General features: G+C 33.5%; 9 protein-coding genes. All 9 read right to left on the bottom strand.

The features are described from left to right. Positions 1–606, bottom strand: a 606-nt coding sequence (locus DMP16_RS06615) for a uroporphyrinogen-III synthase (protein WP_143577001.1), incomplete at its 3' end; no start/stop codon positions are given. After that, positions 587–1,471 carry a hydroxymethylbilane synthase gene (gene hemC / locus DMP16_RS06610; RefSeq protein WP_083216351.1) on the bottom strand — a complete coding sequence of 295 codons (885 nt, stop codon included), beginning with the start codon at positions 1,469–1,471 and terminating at the stop codon, positions 587–589. The genes DMP16_RS06615 and hemC, both read right to left, overlap by 20 nt. After that, complete coding sequence (hemL, locus tag DMP16_RS06605) at positions 1,468–2,751, bottom strand: glutamate-1-semialdehyde 2,1-aminomutase (protein ID WP_069282550.1); 1,284 nt, start codon at positions 2,749–2,751, stop codon at positions 1,468–1,470. Before hemL ends, hemC begins: the two co-directional genes overlap by 4 nt. Then, positions 2,724–3,734, bottom strand: a complete 1,011-nt coding sequence (gene hemB, locus DMP16_RS06600; RefSeq protein WP_069282549.1) for a porphobilinogen synthase — start codon at positions 3,732–3,734, stop codon at positions 2,724–2,726. Before hemB ends, hemL begins: the two co-directional genes overlap by 28 nt. Beyond that, the gene (locus DMP16_RS06595) at positions 3,652–4,950 is read right to left on the bottom strand and encodes a glutamyl-tRNA reductase (protein ID WP_069282548.1); all 1,299 of its coding nucleotides are present in this window, start codon (positions 4,948–4,950) and stop codon (positions 3,652–3,654) included. The genes hemB and DMP16_RS06595 overlap by 83 nt, the downstream gene beginning before the upstream one ends. Further along, entirely contained in the window at positions 4,934–5,587 is a 654-nt protein-coding gene (locus DMP16_RS06590) for a bifunctional precorrin-2 dehydrogenase/sirohydrochlorin ferrochelatase (protein WP_069284603.1), read from the bottom strand. Before DMP16_RS06590 ends, DMP16_RS06595 begins: the two co-directional genes overlap by 17 nt. A 48-nt stretch (positions 5,588–5,635) precedes the next feature. Beyond that, on the bottom strand, positions 5,636–6,691 hold the full coding sequence (gene fen / locus DMP16_RS06585) for a flap endonuclease-1 (RefSeq protein ID WP_143577000.1): 1,056 nt from the start codon (positions 6,689–6,691) through the stop codon (positions 5,636–5,638). Next, entirely contained in the window at positions 6,682–6,915 is a 234-nt protein-coding gene (locus DMP16_RS06580; protein ID WP_069284602.1) for a hypothetical protein, read from the bottom strand. Before DMP16_RS06580 ends, fen begins: the two co-directional genes overlap by 10 nt. Positions 6,916–6,919: 4 nt before the next feature. Continuing rightward, positions 6,920–7,887, bottom strand: a 968-nt coding sequence (locus tag DMP16_RS06575; protein ID WP_143576999.1) for an AAA family ATPase, incomplete at its 5' end; no start/stop codon positions are given.

The raw sequence follows: 7,887 nt of genomic DNA, 5'->3' as shown, positions 1-7,887 counted from the left end.
CAAAACTCGTGAAGTAACCGGTCCAATACTAAATATTTTTGTCATACATTCTTTATTTATATATTTAGCAATAACTCTTGCGATAGATGAACTAGTTATAGCAATCCCATCTACTTCACAATTACTAATCAACTTCCCAGCCAATTCTATATTATTATATATTGTAGATAAATCGTAATCATAAACTTCTATATACCTAATCTTATTCTCTAGAGTCTTTCTCATATCGTTATTAGCTAATTTACTCCTTACAGCTATAAGAGTCCTAACTCCATCCCTAAGTATTTTTTCAGCCAATTCCATACTGGTAAATTTTTTAGGAACTATTGGACATATACCAAATCTCTCTTTAATAGAAATAGCCGTCTCATCTCCTATAGCGTAAACTTTTAGATCTTTAATTAGGTTGACATCTTTAAAACATCGTACAGCATTCCTACTTGTAAACGCTAAGGCATCGAACATTTCAACGTCTTCTGGTAAGTTATATTGTATACATTCTACTTTAAACAATGGAATATTAATTATTTCTATACCATTTATTGTAGTATTAAAATTATAAGTATCTTCTCCATCACTTTCGGGCCTAAAAAACAATACCTTCATTCTTCATCTCTCTCCTCAAGGCGTTACCTAATTCTTTCCCAACTAATTTTGGATCGTTCGATTTACTTATACTTACGGTGATTTTCCTTTTTCCATCACTATAACTGGCTATGCCAAATAGCTCTTTCCCATATTTTCTGAAAAGTACACCAACTGGTGAATGGCACCCTCCTCCTACGATATTAATAGCTTCTCTCTCAGCTAAGGCCTCGTCTAAAGTATCGTAGTCAGAGATCTCATCAAACATTTTCTTTAGCTCAATATCTTTTTTCCTACCTATTATAGCGACTATCCCTTGGTTAGGTTCTGGTGTAAAATCAAATACGTTAAGTCTATGGTATGTTACATCTATTTTTAAACGTAATAAGGAAGCTTCAGCCAAGATTATGCCATTATATTCTCCCATAAGGTATTTTTTAATCCTAGTATCTACATTACCCCTAAGATCTTTAACAATAATATCGCCCCTCAAGAAAGTAATGAAATTCTTTCGTCTCAAACTACTAGTGCCTATTATTGCACCGCTTTGCAGCTCTCTTATGCCCTTCTTTGAAATAAGAACATCATATGGAGAGTCTCTCTTTAATACACCAAATATTTCAAGATCCGGATGCAGCTCTGAAGGCAAATCTTTCATACTGTGAACCGCAACATTAGCCTCTCCTTTAACAACCGCTTCATTTACTTCTCTTTCAAAAACACCTTTACCTAATTTATATAATGGCTCATTCATGAACAGATCCGCTTTGGTTTTCACCTTGATTATATCATACTCAATACCTAACTTATTTAAAGCTTGACCTACCATATCAACTTGAATTAAACTAAGTCTAGATCCTCTAGTAGCTATTTTTATTTTTTTCAAATTAACTCACTTATAATTTTTTTCAATTTATATATAGTTTGATTTATAATATCATCATCATGTGATGCAGACGTAAATATTGTCTCAAATTGACTAGGTGGTATAAATACTCCCTCCTTCAGTAGGAGATTATGGAGTTTTATATAAGTTTCCTTATTAGCCATTCTCGCCTCAGAATAATTCCTCACATTTTCAACGCCTATGAAGATTTGAAACATACTTGCGATATAATTTATCTTATGTTTAACTTTTATCATAGTCTCTAATTCCTCTACAATAGCTTTAACTGCCTTATTGGCTATATTATAAGGATACCCTTTCTCTAACTCCTCTATAGTTGCGATACCTGCAACCATAGAAAGAGGATTAGCGTTAAATGTACCAGCATTAAAGACCTTTCCAGCTGGAGTGAAGTTATCTATTATATCCTCTCTCCCTGCGATACAACCAATTGGAAGCCCACCACCAATTATCTTACCTAGAGTAGTAATATCTGGATAAACTTGAAATAATTTTTGAGCACCCCCTATATCTACTCTGAACCCAGTTATTACCTCGTCAAAAATAAGAAGAGAGCCATAGGCTTTAGTTAACTCTCTTATCCCTTTAAGGAATTCAATGTCTGGCAATATTACACCAGCATTTCCCATGATAGGTTCTAATATTACAGCTGCAATATCTTCTTTCCTTATTTTCTTATCTACACATTCTATGTCATTATACTCACATATTTCAACCATTTCCGCAATATTTTTTGGAATACCGTCGGATAAAATAATATTATACTCGCTTGCTGCACTTCCAGCCTCAACTAATACATAGTCATGTGCTCCATGATAGTTTCCGCTAAATTTTAGAATTTTATCTCTCTTTGTGTAACCTCTAGCTAATCTAATTGCGGCCATCGTGGCTTCTGTTCCACTATTGACAAATCTTACTTTTTGTGCTGAAGCTATATGTTTTATTATTTTTTTAGCCAATTCAATCTCTGCTTTAGAAGGGGTACCAAATAACCAACCTTTTTCTACTTGCTCTATTATTTTTTGTTTAATTGTATCTGGAGAATGACCTAAAATTAGTGGACCATAACCTAATACATAGTCAATTAATTTATTTCCATCCACAGTGTAAAGAAATGCACCTTTGCCTCTATCTACAAAGAAAGGATAAGGTTTTACTGAAGCTCTAACTGGGCTATTAACTCCTCCAGCAAAAAGATGATTTGCCTCATCCCATAATTCCTCACTAGTCGTCAAAATGGTACACCTTCCTTTATCCAATTAGCTATATCATTCGCGTAATAGGTGATTATGAAATCAGCACCGGCTCTCTTAATAGCTGTAGTTATTTCAAGAACTACCATCTTCTCATCGATCCAACCGTTAATTGCTGCAGCTTTTATCATACTATATTCTCCGCTTACATGATAGGCGGCAAGGGGATATTCAGGGAAAGTAGATTTTACTATTCTGATGACATCTAAATAGGTATGGGCTGGTTTTACCATCAGAATATCAGCTCCCTCTTCAATATCTAGTCTAGCTTCCTTAAGACCCTCATATGCATTTCTTGGATCCATTTGATATCCTCTCCTATCTCCAAATGCTGGTTTAGAGTAAGCTGCGTCCCTAAAGGGACTATATAATACTGAAGCATACTTTACGCTATACGACATGATTAGAGTATCATAAAAACCAGCTTCATCTAGAGCCCTTCTTATTGCCCCAACTACACCATCCATCATACTTGAAGGGGCTATTATATCTGCTCCAGCTTCCGCTTGACTTATTGCTATCTTAGCGTGAACCTTTAAACTTTCATCATTGTCAATAATATAAGACGAATTACATTGCTTTACTATACCACAATGTCCATGCGTAGTATACTCGTCTGTGCATTCATCTGTTATTAAAATTAAATTATCTTTGAACGTCTCCTTGATCATCCTTAATGCCATCTGTATTATGCCATTTTTATCATACGCAGAAGATGCTATATGATCTTTATAAGATGGAATCCCAAATAAGATGATACTTCTAATACCATTTTCATAACTCTGCTCTATAAAATTTATAAGCTTATCATTAAGGGGGTATCTTCTTACTCCTGGCATGGATGAGATTTCTTCAGGTTCATTAATTCCCTCTTTAACAAAAATAGGTAATATTAGATCAGTGTTACTAAGCTGAGTTTCCGCTACTAGATCCCTTATTAACTTGTTTTTCCTCAATCTTCTTGGTCTTATTACCGGAAAAGTTGCCATCTTTAAATATATCAATTAAGAAGTTAATGTAGTTAATCGATTCTTCATCATTAAAAATTATCATTCTCACGTTATCAAATAGAGGTTGAAAAACCTTCTTTAACATTGAATTCGTCATTAAATTCAAAATTTCCAACACTTCGTCGTTATTAATACCAATATTCTGAAGTTCTTTATAAGCTCTACTGACCTCTGTTCTTCTAATTTCTTCCACTCTTCTCATTATTTTTGAGATAAATTCACTATATATCTCTTTCTTGTAATCATATATAAACTGATTCACCTTCTCATCAATAATCTCATTAATCTTATTTATTTCTTCTTCCCTTATTTTCAAATTTTCATGAGAGGCTTTTTCAAGATCTTCTATAGTTATAACGTTATTTCCATAAAATATAGGAGGCACTGAAATATCTACAATTAGTGTGTTAGAATAGTTCTGCATTATTTTGTTACCAAAGTTATTTTCAATTGCAACAAACACAACATCAAAATTAAATACCTTATCCAAGTCAAAATTATCATATTTATAACCGTATTTAGACGCAAGAATTTTAGCTTTTTCTAACGTTCTATTTAATATTGTAACATCGGTTACTCTCTCATTATATAATATTCTAACTATCTTGTTACCCATCTCACCAGCTCCTATCACACCAACCTTCTTATCATTTAAATTTCCAATTCGCTTTTTCGCTTCTTCTACAGCTAGAGAATATATCCCTACCTTACCCCTTGAAATTTTTGTTTTCTCCCTAACTTCTCGACCAACCTTAATAGCCCTTTCAAAAAGTATTCTTAAATATTTACCACTAATTCCTAACTTCTCAAACATTTCTATAGTTGACTTCAACTGAGAGAGAATTTCGTATTCTCCAATTGAAATTGAATCAATCCCACTTGCCACTTGAAATAGATGCTTAATAACTTCTCTACCACATAACACTAATCCTTCGTTTCCAATTGGTTTATTATGAATCTTATTTAAGTATTCAACTAAATTATTCACTAAATCTTTAGCTTTCTCGCCATATAGATAAATTTCTACTCTATTACAAGTTTGCAATATTGTTAACTCTGAACTTATCATTTTCGATAAAGTCTTTATCTCGGACTCTCTGAAATAATAGAAATGAAGGTTGCTCATACCGACGGTCTTATATGAGAAAATAATACCACAGTATTTTTCTGTAAAATCACTATTGTTTGTAAGCATTTATTATCTCCTCAGCTCTTTTTAAAGCATACTCTAAATTACCTTTAGATGCATAAGATCTAAAAATACTATCGTTATAAATAACATGATATAAGGAAAATCTGACTGATGAGTCTTTTATGTTATCTTTTAACATTAACTTAACATTATACATAGCGTCTAGTAAATTCTTTATTTCCATATTTTCTCTCAATTGTTTTGTAATTTGTGATAAGATCTCTTTCGCTAAAATACTAGATTTACCCCTTGTCGTGATGGCTATTTCATAATTCTCGTCAGAATAAAATATAGGAACTATAAAATTAGAGTCTTCCACATTTGTAGGGTTATTACAGAGTTTCCCTAAGCTCTTAGCTAAGTCACAAAGTTCTTTATTTAAATTAAAATCGCTTGTACACGTTATAATTATATCATATTTTTGTAAGTCATTAGAGTTTACATTCCTTGCGTCGCTATTGATTAAATTTATACCAGAGTTATACAATTCATCGGAAAAGGATAAACTTAAAACGTCAACTTTTGCACCATATTTTCTAAACTCTAACGCTCTTTTACTGCCAATTTTACCGCCACCCACTACTAGAACTCTAAAGTTTGAAAGATCAACAAAAATAGGAAAATAGTGCTTCAGTTGCACAAGTTTAAAGACTAGATTTAATAGCTTTAAGCTTATCTTCAAATATTCTTAAAACCACTGATCTAAGCCTTTTTGCCTTGATAACCCTTTCAGCTCCTTTATTGCTTTAGTTAATCTTTGAATACCATTTTTTACTCTATCCTCACTAAAGTTATGATCTTTCACGAGAATTTTTATAATCTTTTCTTCATCGGGTTCGGCTAGTTCTAACTCTCTATCTGGCTTAATTACTTGAGGATTCATAAAAAGTTTTCTAATCTCGTTTATATCGAAAGTTATAAGCGATTTTGGAATTTCCCCATACTCTATTGCTTTTTCTATCTTCCCATATTTCTTGATTATCTTATAAGCTTTCTCTGGCCCAATTCCTTTTATACCATCTGGATTATAATCCGTTCCAATTAAAATAGCTACATCTATCAACTGCTCCCTAGTTATTCCCAATTTCTTAAGTAAATTTTCAGTCTCTATTATTTCTGGTTCTATTTCAACATAAACGTCCTTATTCGGTAACTTTCTTTTACCGCTGATAGTTAGATTCCTAATCAGCCTATTAGCTCCGAAAAGTATCGAATCGTAATCTTGACTTACTGAGGCCCAAGTAAAGCCAGATGAATTTAGGTAAGCGGCTTCAGCTTCTCCTTCGGATGGAGCTTGAATTGTAGGTATTCCCATAGCTTGTAACAATAGCTTACTTTCCTCAACCATTTCATTAGAAAGCTTAATAATGGCTTGTGAATACTTTCTAATTTCCTCAATCCTTCCCTCTGTTCTTGCCCTCTCTAATTTCTTCTCAGCCTCCTCCTTCAGTTTTCTTCTCCTCTCTATTTCTTCTCTCTTTTGTTCAGGTGGCTTACCATCAAATATATAGATTGGAATTATACCTTCTTCTAGAATATTAATCGTCCTATAAAATAGACCACTTAAATGGCTCGTTACTCTTCCCAAAGAATCCATAAGAGGCGTGCCATCAGGCTGTCTTATCGCTGCTAAAAACTGATATAACGCATTATACCCATCTATACTTACCTTTTTACCTTTTACCTCATACAACACTAGCTTCCTCTTTACATCTTTGACTAGATCGGCTAAATCTACTCCGATTCCTTATCACCTAGGTATGTTATCATTCTTGTATTTTCCTTAATTAAGGAAACAGATATATAACCCTTCATCTCAAGAGACATTAGTACTTTTAAAAATTCATCAAAAGATATATCATAATTTATTGAATTTTTTACCTCCTTATATAAATCCTCATCCTTGACAGTGTTATGTTTCTTCAACTTTTCTAAAACTACATGATTTAAAGGAATACTTCTCCACATTTTTTCACACATATGTACTTGGTCTTATTACAGTCTTAGGTAATTGTTGCCTTGCTTTATCTAGCCAATTCTGATAGAATTGAATCATATCTTGAGTTATCGATGGTTTAATTTTCCTCATTGCTTCATCAAAATGTTTTAGAGATACTTTAACTCCGTTACTCTTCATACACTCTCTCATAGCTTTATCCCTACATTCCGCATCATTAGATTTACAAACTTCATTAGTCTTATCTATACATAACCTCATGCTTTCTCTAATCGCCCTCATGGCTGCTTCTCTGACTAAAGCAGCTAGATCAGCACCAGTGTAACCGTCTGTTCTTTCTGCAATTTCCTCGAGGCTAACATCTTCACCTATAACTATATTTCTAGTATGAACTTTTAGTATTTCTATTCTGGCTTTCTTATCAGGGGGTGGAACATATATTAACTTTTCAAACCTTCCAGGTCTCAATAATGCGGGATCTAAGATGTCTGGTCTATTCGTCGCAGCGATTACTACTACATTTTCTAACTTTTCAATACCATCCATTTCAGCTAATAACTGATTCACTATTCTTTCTGTTACTCCTGAATCATAAGAAACTCCTCTTATAGGAGCTATAGCGTCTATCTCATCGAAGAATATTACAGCCGGAGCATACATTCTAGCCTTTCTGAAGATCTCTCTTACTGCCTTTTCACTCTCACCTACCCATTTAGATAGTATTTCTGGTCCTCTAACTGCTATGAAGTTAGCCCCACTTTCTGTGGCAACTGCCTTAGCTAACATAGTCTTACCAGTCCCCGGAGGTCCAAATAGTAAAATACCCTTAGGAGGTTCAATCCCAGAGTTCTGATAAACCTCAGAATACTTTAATGGATACTCTACAACTTCTTTAAGTTCCTCCTTTATATCATCAAGCCCACCAATGTCTGTCCATTTAACTTCCGGTACCTCTATATATATTTCCCTTAATCCACTAGGAA

It is taken from the genome of Sulfolobus sp. B1 (assembly GCF_007050195.1).
GTDB lineage: Archaea > Thermoproteota > Thermoprotei_A > Sulfolobales > Sulfolobaceae > Saccharolobus.
Note: the sequence above shows the minus strand (reverse complement) of the source record. Positions and strands in the feature narration are given on the sequence as shown.